Source organism: Amycolatopsis pigmentata (genome assembly GCF_042684065.1).
In the GTDB taxonomy this organism is placed as follows: domain Bacteria; phylum Actinomycetota; class Actinomycetes; order Mycobacteriales; family Pseudonocardiaceae; genus Amycolatopsis_E; species Amycolatopsis_E pigmentata.
Genome location: NZ_JBHUKR010000004.1, coordinates 1153394 through 1172802, shown reverse-complemented (window position 1 = coordinate 1172802; position 19409 = coordinate 1153394). Strand labels below are relative to the sequence as shown.

Below are 19409 nucleotides of genomic sequence, written 5' to 3'. Positions count from 1 at the left end.
TCATGATCCGCACCCTTCTGGTCGCCAACCGCGGGGAGATCGCCCGCCGCGTGTTCCGCACCTGTGCCACGCTGGGCATCGGGCGGGTGGCGGTGTTCTCCGACGCCGACGCCTCCTCCCCGCACGTCCTCGAGGCGGACGCCGCGGTCCGCCTGCCGGGCAACGCACCTTCCGAAACCTACCTGCGGGCCGAGAAGCTGATCGCGGCCGCGAAGGCGGCGGGCGCGGACGCCGTGCACCCCGGTTACGGCTTCCTGTCCGAGAACGCCGGCTTCGCCCGCGCGGTCGGCGACGCGGGCCTGACCTGGGTCGGTCCGCCGCCCGCCGCGATCGAATCCATGGGGTCCAAAGCGGACGCCAAGCGGATCATGGCCGAGGCCGGGGTCCCGGTCCTGGCCGAACTGGACCCGGCGAAGGTCACCGAGGACGACCTGCCCGTGCTGGTCAAGGCCTCCGCGGGCGGCGGCGGGCGGGGCATGCGCGTGGTGACCTCGCTCGACGAGCTTCCCGCGGCGGTGGAAAGCGCACGGGCCGAGGCGGAGTCGGCCTTCGGGGACCCGACGGTGTTCTGCGAACGCTACCTGGAGACGGGCCGGCACATCGAGGTGCAGGTCCTCGCCGACGAGCACGGCACGGTGTGGACGCTCGGCGAACGGGAGTGCTCGATCCAGCGGCGTCACCAGAAGGTGATCGAGGAGGCTCCCTCGCCCCTGGTCGGCCCGGCCATGCGGGAGGAGCTGTCCGAGGCGGCCCGCCGGGCGGCCACGGCGATCGGGTACACCGGCGCCGGTACCGTCGAGTTCCTGGCGACCGGCGACGGCCGCTTCTACTTCCTGGAAATGAACACCCGGCTTCAGGTGGAGCATCCGGTCACCGAATACGTCTTCGGGCTCGATCTGGTCGCACTCCAGCTCCGCGTCGCCGAAGGACATCCGTTACCGCCGGAACCACCCGAGCGCAACGGTCACGCGATCGAGGTGCGGCTTTACGCCGAGGACCCGGCCGCCGACTGGCAGCCACAGACCGGCACTGTGCACCGGTTCGAGGTTCCCGGTGATGTGCGGGTCGACAGTGGGGTGACCGACGGCTCGGTGATCGGCACGCACTACGACCCGTTGCTGGCCAAGGTGATCGCGTGGGCGCCGGAGCGCGCCGACGCGGCCCGCAAGCTGGCGGCCGCGCTCTCCGGGGCGACGATCCATGGCCTGCGCACGAACCGGGACCTGCTGGTCAACGTGTTGCGGCATCCGGCTTTCCTGGCCGGCGACATCGACACCGCGTTCTTCACGCGACACGGGCTGGACACGCTCGCCAAGCCGCTGGGCGACCCGGGGCTCGCGGCGGTCGCCGCGGCACTCGCGCAGGCGTCGGCGAACGCGGGGCGGGGTCCGGGCGCGTGGCGCAATGTGCCGTCACAGGCCCAGCGAAGGACGTACTCCGTCGACGGCACCGAGTACGAGGTCGCCTACCGGCACGGGCGCTCGGGCCTCGTGGTCGACGGCTGTAGTACTCAGGACGGAATTCACGAGGGGACACCGGACATCCGGGTCGTCGAAGCCACCGAGGACCGGGTCGTGCTGGAGGCCGGTGGAGTGCGGCGAGCCTTCGAGGTGGGGATCTACCCCGGGTTGGTGTGCGTGGGCACGGTCCTTTTGACGCCCGTGCCGCGGTTCACCGAGCCCGGGGCGGCGCTCGCCGTGGGCTCGCTCGTCGCGCCCATGCCGGGCACCGTGCTCCGGGTCGCGGTCGCGGCCGGGGACGAGGTCCGGGCCGGGGACCCGTTGCTGTGGCTGGAAGCCATGAAGATGGAACACAAGATCACCACGCCTGCCGACGGCGTGGTGGCGGAACTGCCGGTCACCGCGGGAACGCAGGTCGACGTCGGGGCGGTACTGGCCGTGGTGAAGGAGCCGCAATGATGTTCACCGAAACCGACGAGCGCAAAGCCCTGCGGGAAGCCGTCGGCGAACTCGGTCGCCGTTACGGGCACGAGTACTACACGAAACTCGCCCGCAGCGGCGGCCACACCACCGACTTGTGGAACGAGGCCGGACGGCTCGGTTACCTCGGCGTTGCCGTTCCGGAGGCCTACGGCGGGGGAGGAGCCGGGATCGGCGATCTCGCCGCGGTGTGCGAGGAGTTCTGCGCCGCCGGCACCCCGATGCTGCTGATGGTGGTGTCACCGGCGATCTGCGCGACGGTGATCGCACGGTTCGGCACGGACGAGCAGAAGCAGCGGTGGCTGCCGCGTTTCGCGACCGGCGAGGTCAGGATGTCCTTCGCCATCACCGAACCCGACGCGGGCTCCAACTCTCACAAGATCACCACCACCGCTCGCCGGGACGGCGGCGACTGGATCCTCAACGGGCGCAAGGTCTTCATCTCCGGTGTCGACGAAGCGGAGGCCGTGCTCGTCGTCGGGCGCACCACCGACGCCGCGACCGGCCGGCTCAAACCGGCGCTGTTCATCGTGCCGACCGGCGCACCCGGTTTCGAGTACCGCCCCATCGAAATGGACCTGGTCTCGGCCGACAAGCAGTTCGGGCTGTTCTTCGACGACGTGCGGCTGCCCGCCGACGCGCTGGTCGGGTCGGAGGACGCGGCGCTGGCGCAGCTGTTCGCCGGGCTCAACCCGGAACGGATCATGGGCGCGTCGTTCTCGGCCGGGCTCGCCCGGTTCGCGCTGGACAAGGCCGTCTCCTATGCCCGGCAGCGCAGCGTGTGGGGCGCGCCGATCGGCAGTCACCAGGGCCTCGCGCATCCGCTGGCCCAGATCAAGATCGAACTGGAGCTGGCGCGGCTGATGACCCAGAAGGCCGCCGCGCTGTACGACTCCGGTGACGACTTCGGCGCCGGGGAGGCGGCCAACATGGCCAAGTACGCCGCCGGTGAGGTCGCGATCAAGGCCGTCGACCAGGCGGTGCAGGTGCACGGTGGGAACGGCCTGGCCTCCGAGTACGGTCTCGGCTCGATGCTGGGCGCGGTCCGGGCCGCGCGAATCGCGCCGGTGAGCCGTGAGATGGTCCTCAACTTCGTCGCCCAGCACAGCCTCGGGCTGCCGAAGTCGTACTGAGATGGCTCACCGATGACCGGACGTGCCGAGCCCAAGCGGGGCGGTGAGCCACAGCAGGAGCGCAGCCGGACGACGCGCCGGCGGCTGGTCGACGCCGCCGTCGGGTGCCTGGCCGAGCAGGGCTGGAACGGCACGACCGTGGCGCTGATCGCGCGGCGGGCCGGTGTTTCGCGGGGCGCCGCGCAGCACCATTTCCCCACCCGGGAGGACCTGGTGACCGCGGCGGTGGAGTACATCGGCGAGGTCCAGGTCGCCGAGTTGCGCCGCCAGGCGCGCGACCTGCCCGCCGGCCGGTCGCGGATCGAGCCCGTCGTCGACATGCTGCTCGACCTCTACACCGGTCCGATGTTCCGCGCGGCCCTGCACCTGTGGGTGGCCGCTTCCGGTGACGAGGCATTGCGGGCGGTGCTGGTGCCGCTCGAGGCACGGGTCGGCCGGGAAGCGCACCGGCTGGCGGTGGACCTGCTCGGCGTGGACGAGTCGCACCCCGGAATCCGGGAACTGGTCCAGTCCACGCTCGACCTGGCGCGGGGGCTGGGCCTGGCGAACCTGCTCACCGACGACACCAGGCGGCGGCGGAGGATCGCCCGGCAGTGGGCGCGCGTGCTCGGGCCCGTCCTGGGGGAACCGGGTCCGGGCCCCGAGCGTCCTGCTGTGCCGTTCGTTACCAATCCGACGGCAGCCACAGCGGAAATGGATCTACACAAGTGATTCGGGTACGCATCGTGTCCGCCTACTTTCGGTCGGACTGGTAACGATGGTGAAGCCACCGGTATCTCCCGGTGACTCGCCGCCTCTGAAATCCAGAGAGACGTTCGGTGTCTTCGCGAGGAGTTCTTCGAGGGGGATGGTTCCGGTGACGGGAACGGACGGTTTGCTTTCCCATCGTGCGATGGCCATGTTGAGAGCCGTCGCGGCGGGCCGCGCGACGATGTCGGGCAGTTGCGAGCCCGACCTGTTCATCGACGGTGTCGCGTGCTGTGACCAGGTGACCGCGCACATGCTCGCGCACGCGGGCTACCTCCGCCCTTCCTGCCCCGGCGACCGCGTTCCGGCGGAACTCACCGAGGCGGGACGCGCGGCACTGGCCGTGCGCACCGTCGCCTGAACAATTGTTCGCGGAAACTGTCACCGGGGTGCGACGAATACCGTGAAGTCGTCGTCGGACCAGTAGATCAGGTCCACTTTTCCGGTTCCTCTGGGCACGATATAGCTGTAGGAACCCTGGACCGGGACGACGACCGGATTGTTCGGGTCGGTCACCGGATTCCCGCCCGTTCCGGCATTCCAGGCCCAGTGATAGGAGCCATAAACCACCACCGGCATGTCACCGGGCGCGATGACCACGTCGTGTTCGCGCAACATACTCACCGCGAGCTGGTAGTTGACGGCCCTCTCCAGGCCACCTTCGCTGCCGCCCTTGGGAATCCTGGCCATTGAGTCCTCCGTGTACAGATCTGCGAGCGGGACATCTGAGCCGCCTGGGGCATCGACCGGGATCACGCCGCGGTTCAGGTCGACCGAACTGGCCGAGATGCCGGGCACATTGCCCGAACTGGACCATTGCCACACGTCGTAGGGCACGGTCGGGGCGGCGCCGTAGCTGGCCGCCCACACCAGTGTTTCCGGTACCGCCGCCTTCGCCGGCCCCAGTACGGTGCCGAGAATGTTGTTGTTGCCGTAGAGGCAGGGACGGTGCCCGAGTTCCGCGACCCGCCGCAGGAACGCGATCGCGAAGTCGGTCGCACGCTGGTCCGGGCCGAACGGGTCCTCCAGATCCAATGCCGGTGCGAGGTCGGTGCACCCCGCCGTTTCCGCGCGGCGGACGAGCCGCTCCGCCTGCGTGACCGGATCACCGAACTGGGCGTAGTGATAGGCGCCCATGGCCAGTCCCGCGGAATGACCCGCGGGTCCGTAACCGTTGTCGGCGCGGTCCTCGTCCCCGTCGGAGACCTTCACATAACAGAATTCGTAGCCCGCGCCACGGACCGCGTGCCAGTCCCGCACATCCTGGTACAGGGTGAAGACATCGATACCGTCGGCCATAGTTTTTCTTTACCCCGATTAGATGCTCAGTATGTGGATTTTCGTCAGGATGGCCGACCGGCTGTTATGTGGCCGTTATCTTCGGAAAATTCTTCGCGATCCGTGTGCGGTGGCACTTGGCTGAGCTGGGGAACGAGCAGGCGGAGCCCGTGGTCATTGTCCGATGTCTTCGAACCACAGGTCCGGACGTTCGGCGATGAACTCGGTCATGGCCTCGACGCAGGCGGGGTCGTCGAGGATGGTGATCCGGGTGCCGTGCCCGGCGAGCCAGTCGTGACCGCCGGAGAAGGTGCGTGCCTCACCGATCACCACGTGCGGGATGGCGAACTGGCGGACCAGGCCGCTGCAGTACCAGCACGGCGAAAGCGTGGTCACCATGACGGTGTCCCGGTAGTGCCTCCGGCGCCCGGCGTCGCGGAAGGCGGCGGTCTCGGCGTGCATCGACGGATCGCCGTCCTGCACGCGCCGGTTGCGCCCCCGGCCGAGCAGTTCGCCGTCGATGGTGAACAAGGCGGCACCGATCGGGATGCCGCCTTCGGCCTTGCCGATGAGGGCCTCTTCGCGGGCCACGGCGAGCAGGTCGCCGGGGTCGAAACCGGTCATGGCCCGAGCCTAGGCGGACAACCGGCCGGGATCGTAGGGCGAGCGCGCGGCCGGAGGTTACCGACCGCTTAGTATGTCAGGTAGCTTGTTCGGTGTGGGACTCTTCCGTGAGGGGCTCCGAGCCGGCGCCGAGCATGCGCAGCACCAGTCGCGCGTAGTCGTGCCCGAGTGCTTCGGGTGTCTTGCCCCCGGGGCGGTCGGTGTACCAGCGGGCGACGTCCACGCCCAGGGACAGCACGGCTCGCGCGGCCGTGTGCACGTCGTCGACCGCGAAAGCCCCCTGTTTCACGCCCTCGGCGATGACGTCCCGCATCCGGCGTTCGATGCGGCGCCGCAGGTCTTTGACCACCGCGTATTCCTGCTCGGGCAGGGCCTGGAGCTCGTACTGGACGACGCGGGCGATCGTGTGCCTGCGGGCGTGCCAGGCGACGAAGTCCTCGACGATGCGCCGGATCTTTTCCCGGGGACTTTCGTCGCCGGCGGCCACCGTTTCGACCAGGGTGAGGGTCTGCTGATGGCCGCTCTCACTGATCGCGAAGAGCAGGGCGGCCTTGGAGGGGAAGTGGACGTAGAGCGCGGCCGGACTCATCCCCGCCGCGCCGGCGATGTCGCGGGTGGTGGTGGCGTGGTAGCCGCGGCTCGCGAAAGACTCGACGGCGGCGAGCATCAGGCGTCTCGCGGCGTCGGGTTGTACGTCGGGCCAGAGTTCGGCGGACAGTGTCACAGGTTCGAAGTCTAGGAGGGGCCGTGATGACCCCGGTGAGGAACAGGTGAAGCAGGTGAACTCGCTCAAGGACCGGGTCGCGATCGTGACCGGCGCGAGCCGCGGGATCGGGTTGGGCATCGCGCGGGAACTCGTCCAGCGTGGCGCGAAGGTGTGCATCACCGCTCGTAAGCCGGAGCCTTTGGCGGAGGCCGTGAACGAGCTGGGCGGCCCGGACGTCGCGGTCGCCGTGCCCGGCAAGGCCGACGACCCGGCGCACCAGGCCGAAGCCGTGGCCAAGACCGTCGAGACGTTCGGCCGCCTGGACATGCTCGTGAACAACACCGGGATCAACCCGGTCTACGGCCCGGTCGTCGACACCGATCCCGCCGCCGCGGCCAAGATCCTCGCCGTGAATGTGCTCGCGCCGCTGGCCTGGGTCCGGCGCGCCCGGGAAGCGTGGATGGGCGAACACGGCGGTGCGGTGGTCAATGTCGCCTCGACCGCGGGCCTGCGCGCGACGCCGGGCATCGGCATGTACGGGGTCAGCAAGGCCGCGCTTATCCGGCTGACCATGGAACTGGCCGCCGAACTCGGCCCGGGGATCCGGGTCAACGCCGTCGCACCGGCGGTGGTGAAGACGAAGTTCGCCACGGCGCTGTACGAGGGCCGCGAGGAGCAGGTGTCGGCCGCGTACCCACTCAAGCGTCTCGGACTGCCCGGCGACGTCGCCGGCGCGGTCGCGTTCCTGCTGTCCGACGACGCGAGCTGGATCACCGGCCAGACGATCGTGCTCGACGGCGGCGTCACCCTCGGAGGTGGCGTGTGACGTTCGATCCGCACGGTGCCGGTGTCGTGATCACCGGCGGGGGCGGCGGGATCGGTGCCGCGCTGGCCCGTCGCTTCGCCGCCCGCGGCGCCCGCCTGGTGATCGCCGACCTCGACGGCGGCCGGGCGGCCGCGGTGGCCGGCGAAGTCGGCGGCACGGCGATCGCGGGTGACGCCGCCACCGAGTCCGGTGTCGAACGGCTGATCACCGAGGCGAAGTCCGCACTGGGCGCTATCGACCTGTTCTGCGCCAACGCCGGCGTCGCCCCGCACGGCGGGGCCGACAGCGCGGAGGACGAATGGGCCCGGGCGTGGGACGTGAACGTGATGGCTCACGTCCGCGCCGCGAAGCTGCTTCTGCCGGACTGGCTCGCGCGCGGCCGGGGACATTTCCTCGCCACCGTCTCCGCCGCCGGCCTGCTCACCTCCCTCGGAGCCGCACCGTATGCGGTCACCAAGCACGGTGCGCTCGCGTTCGCGGAATGGCTCAGCGCGACCTACCGGCATCGCGGGATCACGGTGCAGGCCGTCTGCCCGCAGGGCGTCCGCACCCGGATGCTGGCCGACACCGGCGCGGCCGGCCGGCTGATCATGGAACGTTCGGCGATCGAGCCCGAACAGGTCGCCGACGACGTGCTGGACGGGCTGGCGGACGGCCGGTTCCTGATCTTGCCGCACCCGGAGGTCGCCGCGTACTACACGGCCAGGGCCACCGACACCGATCACTGGCTGAACGGCATGAACAAGTTGCAGCGCAAGATCGAAGCCGCCGCCGACTGACGTGGCCGCCGGACTCGCCGGCGTTTCGTCGCCGCCTGGTCAAACCATCCGGTCGGTATGCTTGTGCGGTGTCGCGTAAGCCGCCCGAGGATCCGGTGCCGCGCCGGCTGTTGTCGGCGGCGACGAAACTGTTCGCCCAGAAGGGGTTCGACCGCGCCACGGTTCAGGAGATCGTGGAGGCGGCGGGCGTCACCAAGGGCGCCATGTATCACTACTTCGGTTCCAAGGAAGAACTCCTTTACGAGGTCTACAGCCGGGTTCTGCGAGCCCAGACAGAACAGTTGGAGAAGGTCGCCGTCACCGAGGCACCGGCGCGCCTGCGCCTGAGGGATGCCTGTACCGACGTCGTGGTCAGTACCATCGACAACCTCGACGACATGGTCATTTTTCAGCAGTCCATGCATCAGCTGAGCCCGGAGAAACGGAAGGCGGTCCGCGGTGAGCGCCGCCGCTACCACGAACGGTTCCGGTCGCTGATCGAGGAAGGGCAGTCGACGGGGGAGTTCCGCTCCGACAAGCCCGCGGAGATCGTCGTCGATTTCTTCTTCGGCGCCGTGCATCACCTCGTTTCCTGGTATTCCCCCAGTGGACCGTTGTCGGGCCGCCAGGTGGGCGAGTACTACGCCGATCTGCTGCTGGACTCCTTGCGCCCGTAAGAGGGCGAGGCGCGCGTCATTCCCGGGACTCCGGAGAGCCGGGGCCGCCCCCCGGGTATCCGGATGCGCGCGTAGACGTCGTCGAGACGGCGCTCGAGCACGGCGCCCACCGGGTAGTGGCTCGCCAGTTCGCGCAGGCCGTCGGCGACCTCTTCGGCGACCGAAGGTGGCCAGCCCTGAACGGCGAGACTGGAACGGATCGCCAGCACGTAGTCTTCGTGAGTGAATCCGGGCAGGTCGGCCACCAGCGCGGTGGTGGTGGCGCGGTGGGAGTTCAGGCCGCCGAACCCGCGGCCGCACCCGCAGCCGCCGTCCGGATCGTCCCGGTCCTTGCGGCAGACCAGGCCGATCCAGACCAGTTCACCCTCGGTGCAGTGGTGGTAGTCGTTGGCGCGGGCGCCCTGGGTCCTGGCGGTGGCGACGAGCAGCTTCATGACGGTTCTCCTCCGGTGGGACGCGATTGGTGTGCGTCCAGTATCGAACGTGAGTTCACCACCGGTCGAGGATGTTCGCCGACCTTCGCTCAAAGGTGTGAAAACGAACAGCTCGGCGGGTGCGCGGACGCCAGGGCCACCGAGCCGTTCCTGTGCCCGATCAGGGCAGGTCTACCAGCGCCGACAGGCGTTCGCGGTGCCGCCCGGGGGTGCCGAGGGCCAGTTCGCTCGCCTTCGCCCGTTTGAGGTAAAGGTGGACCGGGTGTTCCCAGGTCATGCCGATCCCGCCGTGCAACTGCACCGCTTCCTCCGCGACATGGACCGCCAGGGCCGAACAGGTGGACTGGGCCACCGCCACGGCGACCGGTACGTCGGTGTCGGCCGTGGCCAGGGTGTCGGCGGCGTGCCGGGCCGCCGCACGGGCCGCGACGAGTTCGAGGTAGATGTCGGCGAGCCGGTGCTTGAGCGCCTGGAACGAACCGACGGGGCGGCCGAACTGGAAGCGCTGCTTGACGTAGGCGACGGTCGATTCGAGACACCACTGCGCGACCCCGAGTTGTTCCGAGGCGAGCAGGCCCGCGCCGGTGGTCAGCGCCGCGTCGAGCGCCTCCGCGGCGCCACCGGGACCAGTGATCAGGCGCGCGGGAGAGCCGTCGAAGGTGACGTCGGCGAGCCGGCGGGTCAGATCGAGCGGCGTGATCTCGCTGATCACCGCGGCGGTCGCCGCCACCTCGTACAGACCGGGACCGTCCGGGCCCATCGCCGGGACCACGAGCACTTCGGCGACGCCCGCGTCGGCGACGGTGCCCACCCGTCCTTCGAGGACACCGTCGGCGAAGCGCACGGAGTCCGGGAATCCGGCACCCGGCCACAGGGTCAGCGGCACCGCGAGCGCGCCGATCACCTCGCCGGAGGCCAGTCCGGGAAGCACCGTGGTGTCGCCCGCGGCGAGCAGGGCGGACGTGGCCAGCACCGCGCTGCCGAGGAACGGCACGGGCGCGACCGACCTGCCCAGTTCTTCCATCACCGCGGCCGTTTCGCGCGCGGAAGCGCCCTGCCCGCCGAGCTTCTCCGGAACGGCCAGCCCGGCCGCGCCGAGGTCCGCGGCGAGCGTGCGCCAGAGGGAGAGGTCGTAGGGTTCGGCGCTTTCGGCCCGTTCGAGCACGGCCGTCGCGGGCGCCCGGTCACTGATCAGGTCGCGCACACTGGCACGGAGGTCTTCCTCGACTTCGGAATACCGGAGATCGCTCACCTCGGCAGGTCCTTCCAGGCGATGTCCTTGTCGGTCCGGGGTTCCGGCGGCAGGCCGAGCACGCGCTCGGCGATGATGTTCTTCAGGACCTCCGAAGTGCCGCCCTCGATGGAGTTGCCCTTCGCGCGGAGGTAACGGTATCCGGGTTCGCGGCCGATCATGTCGACCTTCTCGGGACGGGTCATGGTCCAGTCGTCGTAGCGCAGGCCGTCCTCCCCGGCCAGTTCGACCTCGAAGCCGGACCACGCCTGCTGCAGCCGCGCGAATCCCAGCTTCATCGCCGACCCTTCCGGGCCGGGCTGCCCGGCCGTGAGCTCCTGTTGCAGGCGGACGGCGGCCAGCCGCATCGCCTCGGCCTCCACCCACAGGCGCAGCAGCCGTTCCCGGAGTTCGGGGGTCCGCAGTTCCGGATGTTCCCGCCAGGTGTTCGCCACGATGCCGGCGAGACCGCCTTCGCGGGGGAGCGCGCGCCCGCCGATGGCGACCCGTTCGTTCATCAACGTGGTCTGGGCGACCTTCCAGCCTTCACCGACCTCGCCAAGCCGGTGGGCGTCCGGGATCCGCACGCCGCTGAGGAAGACCTCGTTGAACTCCGCCTCCCCGGTGATCTGCCGGAGGGGACGCACCTCGACGCCGGGGTCGGTCATGTCGCAGATGAAGTAGGTCATGCCCCGGTGCTTGGGCACGTCCGGATCGGTGCGGGTGACCAGGATGGCGAACCGCGCGATGTGCGCCACCGACGTCCACACCTTCTGCCCGGTGACCACCCAGTCGTCGCCGTCGGGCACCGCCCTGGTGCCGAGCGCGGCGAGATCGGACCCGGCGCCCGGCTCGCTGAACAGCTGGCACCACACCTCTTCACCGGTCCACAGTGGACGCAGAAAGCGCTTTCGCTGTTCCGGGGTGCCGAACCGCAGGATCGTGGGAGCGGCCATCCCCAGGCCGATCCCGATCCGGTGCGGGTTGTTGTCCGGCGCGCCCGCCGCTTCCAGTTCGGCGTCCACGACGGACTGGAGTTCGCGGGGCGCGCCGAGACCGCCTAGCCCCTCCGGGTAGTGGATCCAGGCGAGCCCGGCGTCGAACCGGGCGCGCAGGAACTCGAGACGGTCGGTGACCGCAGGATCGTGGGCGGCCAGCAGGGCGCGCACCCGCTCCCGCAGGTCCTCCTCGGTGAAAGGGCGGGTCATTTCGCTCCTTCGCGGTACTTTTTCAGCTCCTGCCGGGCCAGCGAGCGTTTGTGCACTTCGTCGGGGCCGTCGGCGAACCGCAGCATCCTGGCCTGCGCCCAGAGTTCGGCCAGCGGGGTGTCCTGGCTCAGCCCCGCGGCGCCGTGCGCCTGGATCGCCTTGTCCAGGATCCATTCCACGGACGCCGGGGTGGCGATCTTGATGGCCTGGATCTCGGTGTGCGCGCCCTTGTTTCCCACGGTGTCCATCAGCCACGCCGTCTTGAGCACCAGCAGGCGCAACTGCTCGACCCGTACCCGTGCTTCGGCGATCCAGTCCTGCACCACGCCCTGCTCGGCGATCGGCTTGCCGAACGCGACGCGGCCGAGCGTGCGGCGGCACATCAGCTCGATCGCCCGTTCGGCCATCCCGATCAGGCGCATGCAGTGGTGGATCCGTCCGGGACCGAGCCGGGCCTGGGCGATGGCGAACCCGGCGCCCTCCTCGACGAGGAGGTTTTCGGCCGGCACGCGCACGTCGTGGAAGACCACTTCGGCATGGCCGCCGTGGGAGGAGTCGTCGTAGCCGAACAGGGTCATGCCGCGCCTGATCTCCAGGCCCGGCGTGTCCCGGGGGACGAGGATCATGCTCTGCTGCCGGTGCGGTTCGGCGTCGGGATCGGTCTTGCCCATCACGATGAAGATCCGGCAGGCCGGGTTCATCGCGCCGGAGATGTACCACTTGCGCCCGGTGATGACGTAGGAATCACCGTCCCGCTTGATGCTGGTGGCGATGTTGCGGGCGTCGGAGGAGGCCACGTCCGGCTCGGTCATGGCGAACGCGGAGCGGATTTCGCCGTCCAGCAACGGACGCAGCCACGTCTCGCGCTGCCGCTCGGTGGCGAACTGCGCGAGGACCTCCATGTTGCCGGTGTCGGGCGCCGCGCAGTTCAGCGCCACCGGGGCCAGATGCGGACTGCGCCCGGTGATCTCCGCCAGCGGCGCGTACTGGAGGTTGGTCAGCCCGGCGCCGAGCTCACCGGGCAGGAACAGGTTCCACAGCCCGCGCTCACGGGCTTCGGCCTTCAGCTCTTCGACCACCGGCACGCTCGCCCACGGATCCTCGCGCTCGGCGAGTTGCCGCGCGAAGACCGGTTCGGCCGGGTAGACGTGCTCGTCGAGAAAGTCCAGTAACCGCTTGCGCAGTTCCGTCGTCTTGGCGTCCAGCGCGAAGTCCATCGATCAGTCCTTGAAGGTGTCGTTGCCGAGCCGGATCAGGGGAATGACGGCGTCACCGATCGCCTCGAAGCCTTCGCCGACCGTCTGCCCGTGGCTGAAACGGTAGTAGATGCCTTCGAGGATGACGGCGAGCTTGAAGAAGGCGAAGCCGATGTACCAGTCGAGGTTCGAGACGTCACGGCCGGAGCCCTGGGCGTAGCGGCCGACCACGTCCTCGGTGCCGGGATACCCGGGCGCCGTGCTGACGGTGGAGACCACGCTCGGGCCGATCTTGCCGGCTTCGGCGTAGGCGACCATGAGCGCGAGGTCGGTCAGCGGGTCGCCGAGGGTGGACATCTCCCAGTCCAGGACCGCGGTGATCCGGCCGTCCCGGACGAGCACGTTGTCGAGCCGGTAGTCGCCGTGGACGATCGTGGGTTCGGCGTCACCCGGAACGGCCGCCACCAGCCGCTCGTGGAGGCTGTCGATGCCGGGCAGGTCACGGCTGCGCGACGCGTCGAGCTGCTTCTTCCAGCGTCGCACCTGCCGTTCCAGGAACCCCTGTGGCCGCCCGAAGTCTTCCAGCTTCACCGCCACCGGGTCGACCGCGTGCAGGTCGACCAGGGTGTCGATCAACCTTTCGCCGATTGCCTTGGTGCGCTCCGGGCCGAGCTCGGCGAGCTGGGTGTCGGAACGGTAGGGCTTCCCTTCGACGTACTCCATGACGTAGAAGGGCGCGCCCAGCACGTCCGCGTCCTGGCACAGCGCGATCGTCCCGGGCACCGGCACCGGGGTGGGCGCCAGCGCGCTGATCACGCGGTGCTCGCGCGTCATGTCGTGCGCGGTGGGCAGCACGTGCCCCAGGGGCGGACGGCGGACGACCCACCGGGACCGGCCGTCGGTGACGACATAGGTGAGGTTGGATCGTCCGCCCGGCACGACTTCGCCGGTCAGGGGCCCCGCGGTCAGCCCGGGGACGTGAGCGTCGAGGTAGTCGCGAAGCCTCGCGGGGTCCAGGCCGGGTGGCTGTTCTGGATCTCCCTGTCCTGACCTCACTGGGCCTCCTGTCCGTTGGGGGTACCGACCGGTCGGTATGTCGCAGCCTACCGCTCGCGGGCGGCGCCGCGAGGGCGGTTCAGGCGACCAGTCGCGTGACCGACTCGGCCACGCAGGCGGGTTTTTCCTCACCGTCGATCTCGATCGTCCAGCGCACCACGGCCTGGCGGCCGCCCGGCACCTCGGTGACCTCGACGAGTTCCGCGCCGCCGCGGATGCGCGCGCCGACCTTGACCGGCCGGGGGAAGCGCACCTTGTTCAGCCCGTAGTTGATGACCATCGACAGGCCGTCCACCCGGTAGGTCTGCTGGCTCAGCATCGAGATCAGGGACAGGGTCAAGAACCCGTGGGCGATGGGACCACCGAACGGTCCCCGCGCCGCCTTCTCCGGATCGACGTGGATCCACTGGTGGTCACCCGTGGCGTCGGCGAAGGTGCCGACCTGTTCCTGGGTGACGGTGTGCCAGTCGCTGTGGCCGAGATGCTCACCGGCCGCGGCGACGAAGGATTCCAGGGAGGGGAAAACGCGCATCGTCTGCTCAGCCCTTCGGTCCGCCGGCGACGTAGATGACCTGGCCGGAGACGAATCCGGCGCCCTCGCTGACCAGGAACGACACCACGTTCGCGATGTCCTCCGGCTCCCCGACACGGCGTACCGGGATCTCCTGGGCGGCGGCGGCCTTGAAGTCTTCGAACGGCACACCGAGACGTTCCGCGGTGGCCATGGTCATGTCGGTGGCGATGAAGCCGGGCGCGATGGCGTTCGCGGTGACACCGAACTTGCCCAGTTCGAAGGCCAGCGTCTTGGTGAAGCCCTGGATCCCGGCCTTGGCGGCCGAGTAGTTCGCCTGGCCCCGGTTCCCGAGCGCGGAGATGCTGGACAGGTTGACGATGCGTCCCCAGCGTTGTTCGGTCATGTGTTTCTGGGCGGCGCGGGTCATCACGAACGAGCCGCGCAGATGCACCCCGATGACCGAGTCCCAGTCCTGGTCGGACATCTTGAACAGCATGTTGTCCCGGGTGATGCCGGCGTTGTTGACGAGCACGGTGGGCGCTCCGAGTTCGCGCGCGACCTCCTCGACCGCGGCTTCGGCCTGCTCGGTGCTGCTGACGTCGAGGCCGATCCCGACGGCCTTGCCGCCCTGGGCCGTGATGGCTTCGGCACCCTGCTTGACCGCGGCCTCGTCGAGATCGAGCAGGCCGACGGCGAAACCGTCCTCGGCGAGCCGCCGGGCGATGGCGGCACCGATGCCGCGCGCGGCGCCGGTGACGATCGCGACACGGGAATGGGAGTCGGGCACGGGCTCCTCCTCGTCGATGGGGTAAGCGAGCGCTTAGTAAGTTACCCGTGCCAGCCTACTCTCGCGCCGTGACGCCGGTCATGTTCTCCTGAGCAAAGGCACCGCGAGCGTGGCGACCGCGAGAATTTCGGTCAGCGCCATCCCGCGTTCGACGAGCCCGAGCGGGATCACCTGCCACCACCGCCCGCCCAGGAGCGCCGACCTGGCGATGGCGCCGAGGATCACCCCGAACCACAGCAGCGAAGCCACCCCCAGCCAGCGCGCGATCCCGCGCCAGACCGCGCTGTCCGGGAACACCCGGCCCGAAGCGAGCAGGATGCCGGCCGGCAGGCAGAGGAAACCGACGACGCTGGCGATGCGGTGCACCACGCCGCCCGCGCTCGGCCCGACCGCCCAGTCGGCCTTGGGGAAGGCCACGATCACCAGCAGGCTGACCGTCCACAGCGCACCCGCCACCGCCGGGACCGCGGTGAGTACCCGGCGCGGGAGGTGCGCGGCGAACAGCGTCGCGGATCCGCCCGCGACGAGGATGACCGCCGCGTCGAACAGGCCCTTGTTCGCGGAAAGGCCGTATTCACTGATGGTCCGGCGAAGCGGGCTGATCGCGTCGGTCGGCGGGATGAACTGGAGCAGGAAGATCAGTCCGGCGCCGACGGCGAGACCGGTGAGCGCGGTCAGGGCCGCCACGCCCGTGGCACGGCCGGAGAACCGGGCGGGGGTTGGCGGTGTCCGGGGTTCCGTTCCGGTGATCGCGCTCATGGGACGAGCTTACGGCCGGCCCCGGGTGGCGGTCGCGATCGGAAAAGCGGGGACGGCCGGCCGGGAGGAAATGTCCAGGGACGAAAGGAGGTGAACCGGACGTGATGTCCGCCCGTGTCGAACCGGGGGCGGCGGACACCCTTGGGCGGAGGCAGGCACGGAATGCGGCACGGCAAGAACGCGATCCGGTATCCGCTGGGCAGCCCGTCCTCTCTCGCCGTCTCCCGGGAGCCGGGCCTGGGCCTGGGCGAGCTGGCCGATTTCTCCGCGCCCGGCAATCCCTACTTTCCCACCGCCGAGTTGTTCGACGAACTCGCCGGACAGCTCAGGGCGCTGCTCCGGTCCCACCCGGGCGACCCGGCGCTGGTCGCCGACCAGCTCGCCACCGTGCTCAAACTCAATCCGAGAACCCTGACGGTGGGCAACGGAACCACCGAACTGCTCACCTGGATCGACCATCTGCTGGTGGACAGCAGCGTCGCCGTCCCGGTCCCGACTTCGGGCCGGTGGATCGACCAGCCTCTGGAAACCGGTAAGCGGGTGGACATGTTTCCCCTGCGGGAAGCCGAGAACTTCGAGCTGCGGGTCGAGGCCTATGTGGAGTTCATCCGGCAGCGGGGCTCGCGGGCGGCGGTGCTGTGCAACCCGAACAACCCCGACGGGGGCTACCTTCCCCGCCGTGAGGTGCTCCGGTTCATGGACCAGCTGGCCGACCTGGACCTGGTGGTCATCGACGAGTCCTTCATCGACTTCGTCGAACTGGAACGCAACGCTTCGGTCGCGCTCGAGGCCACCGTGCGGCCGAACGTCATCGTGGTACGGAGCCTGGGCAAGACGCTCGGTCTCAACGGCGTCCGGCTCGGCTATCAGGTCTCCAACCCCGCGCTGAGCCAGAAGATCGGCGCCACGCTGCCGAAGCGGAATCTCAACTGCCTGGCCGAGACGATCGTCTTCATGCTCACCGAGCACTGGGGCGAGTACGCGGAAAGCCTGAAGCTGGTGGTTCGCGACCGGTTCATGATGTCCGCCGAACTGGGCCGGTTCCCGGAACTGACCGTGTACTCGTCGCAGGCCAGCTTCCTGCTGATCAGGCTCCCGCCCGGGGTGAACTGCGGTGAGCTGGCCGCGTACCTGCTCAGTGAGCACAACATCCTGGTCCGTGAATGCGGCACCAGGATCGGGATGACCGGCGGTTTCATCCGGGTCTCGGTGCGGCCCGAGGACGACGTGGACCTGCTCGTCGAGGGGCTGCGCGGGTTCGCCCGCAGCGGTTCCGCGGTGGAACTGGTCGCTCAGGCCGACGAACGCGCCTTCGGATAAGCGCCGGCAAGCATTCGGGTAAGCGCTTTCAGGGCTTGCGCGCCACTCCGGCGTAGGGGAGAAGGTTGATTTCGGGCTGGTCGGAAACGTCGCCCGCGCCCTGCGGCCGCCACATCGCGCATCCCACGAGTCCGGGCTCGACGAAGTCGAAGCCGGTGAACAGCCGTGAGACTGCCTCGTGGGTGCGGGGATACGCCTCGACCCGCGTGCTCTTGTACGCCTCGATCGCGTCGGTGAGCTCCGGTGTGTCGGAGTCGGCGGCGACATGGGTGAGCGCGAGGTAGCTGCCGGAGGAGAGGTTGTCGCGGTAACGTGCGACGATGCCGGCCGGGTCCCAGGAATCCGGCACGAAATGCAGCAGCAGCAACATGAACAGCCCGACCGGGCGGTCGAAGTCCAGCAGGCGGCCCGCCTCGGTCAGGATGCGGGAGGCGTCGCGGAGGTCGGCCCGCACCACCGCGGTGCGGTCGTTTCCCTTGAGCAGGAGGCGGCTGTGCGCGACCGCGACGGGATCCTTGTCGACATAGACCACCTTGCATTCCGGGTCGGCCCGCTGCGCGATTTCGTGCAGGTTGCCCACCGTCGGAATGCCCGACCCGATATCCAGGAACTGGCGGATTCCCGCGTCCACCATGAACTCGACCGCACGGCGCAGGAAGGCGCGATTGAGCCGGGAGGCGTCCCGGACCCCCGGCATGATCCGGATGATCTGCTCGGCCAGTTCGCGATCGGCCTGGAAATTGTGGTCGCCGTCGAGCCAGTAGTCGTAGACACGAGCGGGATTCGGTACTCTCGTGTCGACTTCGGGCGGAACCCATTCTGCGGTCACGCGCAGCAGTGTAGACCTCACGAGGTGGTGAAGAATGGCCGACGCTCCAACGGTTCCGGGTGCTTGGCCGGTACTCGGTCACACCGTGCCGCTTCTGCGGAAGCCCCTGGAATTCCTCTCGTCCCTGCCCGCGCACGGTGAACTGGTGCGGATCCGCCTCGGGCCGCTGCCGGTCTATCTGGCCACGTCCCCGGAACTCGCCTGGCGGATTCTCGCGGTGGACGCGGGAAAGTTCGACAAGGGCATCGTCTTCGACAAGATGCGGCCGCTGTTCGGCGATGGGCTCGCCACCTCCAGCGGCGAGGTCAACCAGCGGCGGCGCAAGCTGGTCCTGCCCTCGTTCCAGCGCGAACGGGTCGTGACCTACACCGATTCCACGATCAGCGTGCTCGCCGCGGAACTGGCCGGAACGTGGCGTCCGGGCCAGACCGTCGCGCTGGACGAGCGGATGCAGGATCTGGTCCTGACCATCGCCGGGCGGACCTTGTTCTCCGCCGAACTCGGTGACGAGGTGCTCGCCGAAGTCCGGCGCTCCATTCCGATCATGCTCAAGTACGTTCTGGTGAAGGCGTTTTCCCCGAAACTGGTGGAACGGTTGCCCCTTCCGGCCAACCGCCGGTTCGACGCGGCCGCCGCCCGCCTGCGCCGCGTGATTCCCGAAGTCGTGGGCGCGGCCAGGGCGGCGGGCGGCGATCGGGGCGACCTGCTGTCCATGCTGGTCCGGACCACTGACGAGGAAACCGGCGCCGGCCTGACCGACGAGCAGGTCCGCGACGAGGTGGTCACCATCCTGACCACCGGAGCGGAGACGACCGCGGTCGCGCTCGCCTGGTTCTTCCACGAAATCGGCCGGGATCCCGTGGTCCGGCAACGGTTCCACGACGAGGTCGACGAGGTGCTGGGCGGGCGGCCCGCCCGGTTCGCGGATCTGCCGAAGCTGACCTACACCCAGCGGATCATCAACGAGATCGTGCGCCTGAACCCGCCGATCATCCTGATGCGGCGGGCCCGCGAGGACATCGAACTGGCCGGCGTGCCGATTCCGGCGGGCACGGAGGTCGCGGTCAGCCAGCACACGCTGCACCGGGATCCGCGCTGGTTTCCCGAACCGGGCCGCTTCGATCCCGATCGCTGGTCGCCCGAGCGCGCGGCGAAGGTGCCGAAGGGCGCCTACATTCCCTTCGGCGCGGGCGCCCGTCTTTGTCCCGGGCATTTCCTTGCCCCGACGGAGATCGCGATCGTGGCGGCCACGATCGGCGCGCGCTGGCACCTCGTGCCCGCCGACGGAAAGAAGGTCTACGCCAAGGTGAAGGCGACGATGCAGCCGAACCGGTTGCCGATGAAGGTGCTTCCTCGCCGCGATTAGGACCCGTGTACGGTCTGCCG

General features: G+C 69.4%; 21 protein-coding genes. 9 read left to right on the top strand and 12 right to left on the bottom strand.

Translation table 11 applies throughout. The features are described from left to right. Positions 1-2: 2 nt before the first annotated feature. The 4 genes from ACFSXZ_RS07140 (at position 3) to ACFSXZ_RS07125 (ending at position 4181) form a co-directional block, all read left to right on the top strand. The gene (locus ACFSXZ_RS07140) at positions 3-1919 is read left to right on the top strand and encodes an acetyl/propionyl/methylcrotonyl-CoA carboxylase subunit alpha (protein ID WP_378262505.1); all 1917 of its coding nucleotides are present in this window, start codon (positions 3-5) and stop codon (positions 1917-1919) included. After that, positions 1916-3073, top strand: coding sequence for an acyl-CoA dehydrogenase family protein (locus tag ACFSXZ_RS07135; protein ID WP_378262503.1), 1158 nt, complete (start codon positions 1916-1918; stop codon positions 3071-3073). Before ACFSXZ_RS07140 ends, ACFSXZ_RS07135 begins: the two co-directional genes overlap by 4 nt. A gap of 12 nt (positions 3074-3085) precedes the next feature. Further along, positions 3086-3784, top strand: a complete 699-nt coding sequence (locus ACFSXZ_RS07130; protein ID WP_378262501.1) for a TetR/AcrR family transcriptional regulator — start codon at positions 3086-3088, stop codon at positions 3782-3784. Positions 3785-3965: 181 nt separating this feature from the next. Then, positions 3966-4181, top strand: coding sequence for a hypothetical protein (locus ACFSXZ_RS07125; RefSeq protein WP_378262499.1), 216 nt, complete (start codon positions 3966-3968; stop codon positions 4179-4181). 20 nt (positions 4182-4201) lie between these two features. On the opposite strand, the gene ACFSXZ_RS07120 is transcribed toward ACFSXZ_RS07125, so the two are convergent. The 3 genes from ACFSXZ_RS07120 to ACFSXZ_RS07110 form a co-directional block, all read right to left on the bottom strand. Continuing rightward, on the bottom strand, positions 4202-5119 hold the full coding sequence (locus ACFSXZ_RS07120) for a glycoside hydrolase family 25 protein (protein WP_378262497.1): 918 nt from the start codon (positions 5117-5119) through the stop codon (positions 4202-4204). A 153-nt stretch (positions 5120-5272) separates the two neighbouring features. Continuing rightward, on the bottom strand, positions 5273-5722 hold the full coding sequence (locus ACFSXZ_RS07115; protein WP_378262495.1) for a nucleoside deaminase: 450 nt from the start codon (positions 5720-5722) through the stop codon (positions 5273-5275). A gap of 76 nt (positions 5723-5798) precedes the next feature. Beyond that, entirely contained in the window at positions 5799-6389 is a 591-nt protein-coding gene (locus ACFSXZ_RS07110; protein ID WP_378262781.1) for a TetR/AcrR family transcriptional regulator, read from the bottom strand. A 112-nt stretch (positions 6390-6501) separates the two neighbouring features. On the opposite strand from ACFSXZ_RS07110, the gene ACFSXZ_RS07105 reads away from it, so the two are divergent. From ACFSXZ_RS07105 to ACFSXZ_RS07095, 3 genes are all read left to right on the top strand, one after another. Beyond that, positions 6502-7254, top strand: a complete 753-nt coding sequence (locus ACFSXZ_RS07105; protein WP_378262493.1) for an SDR family oxidoreductase — start codon at positions 6502-6504, stop codon at positions 7252-7254. After that, positions 7251-8033: an SDR family NAD(P)-dependent oxidoreductase gene (locus ACFSXZ_RS07100; RefSeq protein WP_378262491.1), complete on the top strand. Its 783-nt coding sequence runs from the start codon at positions 7251-7253 to the stop codon at positions 8031-8033. The genes ACFSXZ_RS07105 and ACFSXZ_RS07100 overlap by 4 nt, the downstream gene beginning before the upstream one ends. 68 nt (positions 8034-8101) lie before the next feature. Beyond that, positions 8102-8689, top strand: coding sequence for a TetR/AcrR family transcriptional regulator (locus tag ACFSXZ_RS07095; protein ID WP_378262489.1), 588 nt, complete (start codon positions 8102-8104; stop codon positions 8687-8689). On the opposite strand, the gene ACFSXZ_RS07090 is transcribed toward ACFSXZ_RS07095, so the two are convergent. From ACFSXZ_RS07090 to ACFSXZ_RS07055, 8 genes are all read right to left on the bottom strand, one after another. Further along, positions 8653-9123, bottom strand: a complete 471-nt coding sequence (locus tag ACFSXZ_RS07090) for a DUF7715 family protein (RefSeq protein WP_378262487.1) — start codon at positions 9121-9123, stop codon at positions 8653-8655. The genes ACFSXZ_RS07095 and ACFSXZ_RS07090 overlap by 37 nt on opposite strands. A gap of 160 nt (positions 9124-9283) precedes the next feature. Continuing rightward, entirely contained in the window at positions 9284-10375 is a 1092-nt protein-coding gene (locus ACFSXZ_RS07085) for an acyl-CoA dehydrogenase family protein (RefSeq protein ID WP_378262485.1), read from the bottom strand. After that, positions 10372-11562, bottom strand: coding sequence for an acyl-CoA dehydrogenase family protein (locus tag ACFSXZ_RS07080; RefSeq protein ID WP_378262483.1), 1191 nt, complete (start codon positions 11560-11562; stop codon positions 10372-10374). Before ACFSXZ_RS07080 ends, ACFSXZ_RS07085 begins: the two co-directional genes overlap by 4 nt. Then, positions 11559-12779 carry an acyl-CoA dehydrogenase family protein gene (locus ACFSXZ_RS07075; protein WP_378262481.1) on the bottom strand — a complete coding sequence of 407 codons (1221 nt, stop codon included), beginning with the start codon at positions 12777-12779 and terminating at the stop codon, positions 11559-11561. The genes ACFSXZ_RS07080 and ACFSXZ_RS07075 overlap by 4 nt, the downstream gene beginning before the upstream one ends. A 3-nt stretch (positions 12780-12782) precedes the next feature. Next, positions 12783-13814, bottom strand: a complete 1032-nt coding sequence (locus tag ACFSXZ_RS07070) for a phosphotransferase family protein (RefSeq protein WP_378262479.1) — start codon at positions 13812-13814, stop codon at positions 12783-12785. Between the two features lie 79 nt (positions 13815-13893). Beyond that, complete coding sequence (locus tag ACFSXZ_RS07065; protein ID WP_378262477.1) at positions 13894-14346, bottom strand: MaoC family dehydratase; 453 nt, start codon at positions 14344-14346, stop codon at positions 13894-13896. 7 nt (positions 14347-14353) lie between these two features. Next, positions 14354-15115 (bottom strand): 3-oxoacyl-ACP reductase FabG, encoded by a 762-nt coding sequence (fabG, locus tag ACFSXZ_RS07060; RefSeq protein WP_378262475.1) that lies wholly within the window; start codon positions 15113-15115, stop codon positions 14354-14356. 78 nt (positions 15116-15193) lie between these two features. Continuing rightward, positions 15194-15874, bottom strand: a complete 681-nt coding sequence (locus ACFSXZ_RS07055; RefSeq protein WP_378262473.1) for a DUF998 domain-containing protein — start codon at positions 15872-15874, stop codon at positions 15194-15196. 162 nt (positions 15875-16036) lie between these two features. On the opposite strand from ACFSXZ_RS07055, the gene ACFSXZ_RS07050 reads away from it, so the two are divergent. Continuing rightward, complete coding sequence (locus tag ACFSXZ_RS07050; RefSeq protein WP_378262471.1) at positions 16037-17194, top strand: pyridoxal phosphate-dependent aminotransferase; 1158 nt, start codon at positions 16037-16039, stop codon at positions 17192-17194. Positions 17195-17222: 28 nt separating this feature from the next. On the opposite strand, the gene ACFSXZ_RS07045 is transcribed toward ACFSXZ_RS07050, so the two are convergent. Further along, the gene (locus ACFSXZ_RS07045; RefSeq protein ID WP_378262469.1) at positions 17223-18023 is read right to left on the bottom strand and encodes an SAM-dependent methyltransferase; all 801 of its coding nucleotides are present in this window, start codon (positions 18021-18023) and stop codon (positions 17223-17225) included. 34 nt (positions 18024-18057) lie between these two features. On the opposite strand from ACFSXZ_RS07045, the gene ACFSXZ_RS07040 reads away from it, so the two are divergent. Further along, positions 18058-19389 (top strand): cytochrome P450, encoded by a 1332-nt coding sequence (locus tag ACFSXZ_RS07040; protein ID WP_378262467.1) that lies wholly within the window; start codon positions 18058-18060, stop codon positions 19387-19389. The last annotated feature ends 20 nt before the right edge of the window (positions 19390-19409 follow it).

What these genes read in the sequence shown, in the direction of transcription:
- ACFSXZ_RS07135 (WP_378262503.1), top strand. Translation starts at nt 1,916, where the DNA reads ATGATGTTCACCGAAACCGACGAGCGCAAAGCCCTGCGGGAAGCCGTC.
- ACFSXZ_RS07120 (WP_378262497.1), bottom strand. Translation starts at nt 5,119, where the DNA reads ATGGCCGACGGTATCGATGTCTTCACCCTGTACCAGGATGTGCGGGAC.
- ACFSXZ_RS07110 (WP_378262781.1), bottom strand. Translation starts at nt 6,389, where the DNA reads ATGCTCGCCGCCGTCGAGTCTTTCGCGAGCCGCGGCTACCACGCCACC.
- ACFSXZ_RS07065 (WP_378262477.1), bottom strand. Translation starts at nt 14,346, where the DNA reads ATGCGCGTTTTCCCCTCCCTGGAATCCTTCGTCGCCGCGGCCGGTGAG.
- ACFSXZ_RS07055 (WP_378262473.1), bottom strand. Translation starts at nt 15,874, where the DNA reads ATGAGCGCGATCACCGGAACGGAACCCCGGACACCGCCAACCCCCGCC.
- ACFSXZ_RS07040 (WP_378262467.1), top strand. Translation starts at nt 18,058, where the DNA reads ATGGCCGACGCTCCAACGGTTCCGGGTGCTTGGCCGGTACTCGGTCAC.
- ACFSXZ_RS07115 (WP_378262495.1), bottom strand. Translation starts at nt 5,722, where the DNA reads ATGACCGGTTTCGACCCCGGCGACCTGCTCGCCGTGGCCCGCGAAGAG.
- ACFSXZ_RS07075 (WP_378262481.1), bottom strand. Translation starts at nt 12,779, where the DNA reads ATGGACTTCGCGCTGGACGCCAAGACGACGGAACTGCGCAAGCGGTTA.
- ACFSXZ_RS07050 (WP_378262471.1), top strand. Translation starts at nt 16,037, where the DNA reads ATGCGGCACGGCAAGAACGCGATCCGGTATCCGCTGGGCAGCCCGTCC.
- ACFSXZ_RS07140 (WP_378262505.1), top strand. Translation starts at nt 3, where the DNA reads ATGATCCGCACCCTTCTGGTCGCCAACCGCGGGGAGATCGCCCGCCGC.
- ACFSXZ_RS07130 (WP_378262501.1), top strand. Translation starts at nt 3,086, where the DNA reads ATGACCGGACGTGCCGAGCCCAAGCGGGGCGGTGAGCCACAGCAGGAG.
- ACFSXZ_RS07090 (WP_378262487.1), bottom strand. Translation starts at nt 9,123, where the DNA reads ATGAAGCTGCTCGTCGCCACCGCCAGGACCCAGGGCGCCCGCGCCAAC.
- ACFSXZ_RS07080 (WP_378262483.1), bottom strand. Translation starts at nt 11,562, where the DNA reads ATGACCCGCCCTTTCACCGAGGAGGACCTGCGGGAGCGGGTGCGCGCC.
- ACFSXZ_RS07125 (WP_378262499.1), top strand. Translation starts at nt 3,966, where the DNA reads ATGGCCATGTTGAGAGCCGTCGCGGCGGGCCGCGCGACGATGTCGGGC.